Below are 504 nucleotides of genomic sequence, written 5' to 3' on the forward strand. Positions count from 1 at the left end.
CACTCCGACAGAGCTTATAGTTCCCTTTCGATCGTAAACATTTTCACGTCTTCGTAAAATTCTTCCCAGCTTACCGTTGCTCCTAGTGCTGTTGCGAAGGCACGTGCAGGCACATAAGTAACGCCGTTAATCGTTGTAACAGGGAAGTTCCATTTCACACTTTTTCCGTTAATGGTCGCCTTATCACTGCCGACCTTCACAGCAATAGTCGTATTTGTTGCTTCATCGAACACTTTGATGCTTTTTGTCTTCGCATCGTATTCTAGTACAGCACCTAACTGCTCTGCTGTATCACGAAGAGGAATAATCGTAATATATCCTGGTACAATAATCGGAGGATTATAATAATCATCTGAGAACGAGCTTACCGATTGTTTTGTAATATGAAGCTTGTTTCTCAATAGATCATAGATAGCCGATTTTTCATCGAATTGCTTTAAAACTTGGTACCCTTGCATATCGAACATTTTCTCTATAGCAAACGCAGAAGTCGGTGCAACAGCC

General features: G+C 41.3%; 1 protein-coding gene. It reads right to left on the reverse strand.

From position 1 onward, the window contains the following. Positions 1 to 14 precede the first annotated feature (14 nt). On the reverse strand, positions 15 to 504 hold a 490-nt coding region (locus tag AC1DWN_RS35045), incomplete at its 5' end, for a copper amine oxidase N-terminal domain-containing protein (protein ID WP_477563388.1).

This window comes from Paenibacillus sp. P4_A7, assembly GCF_056402455.1.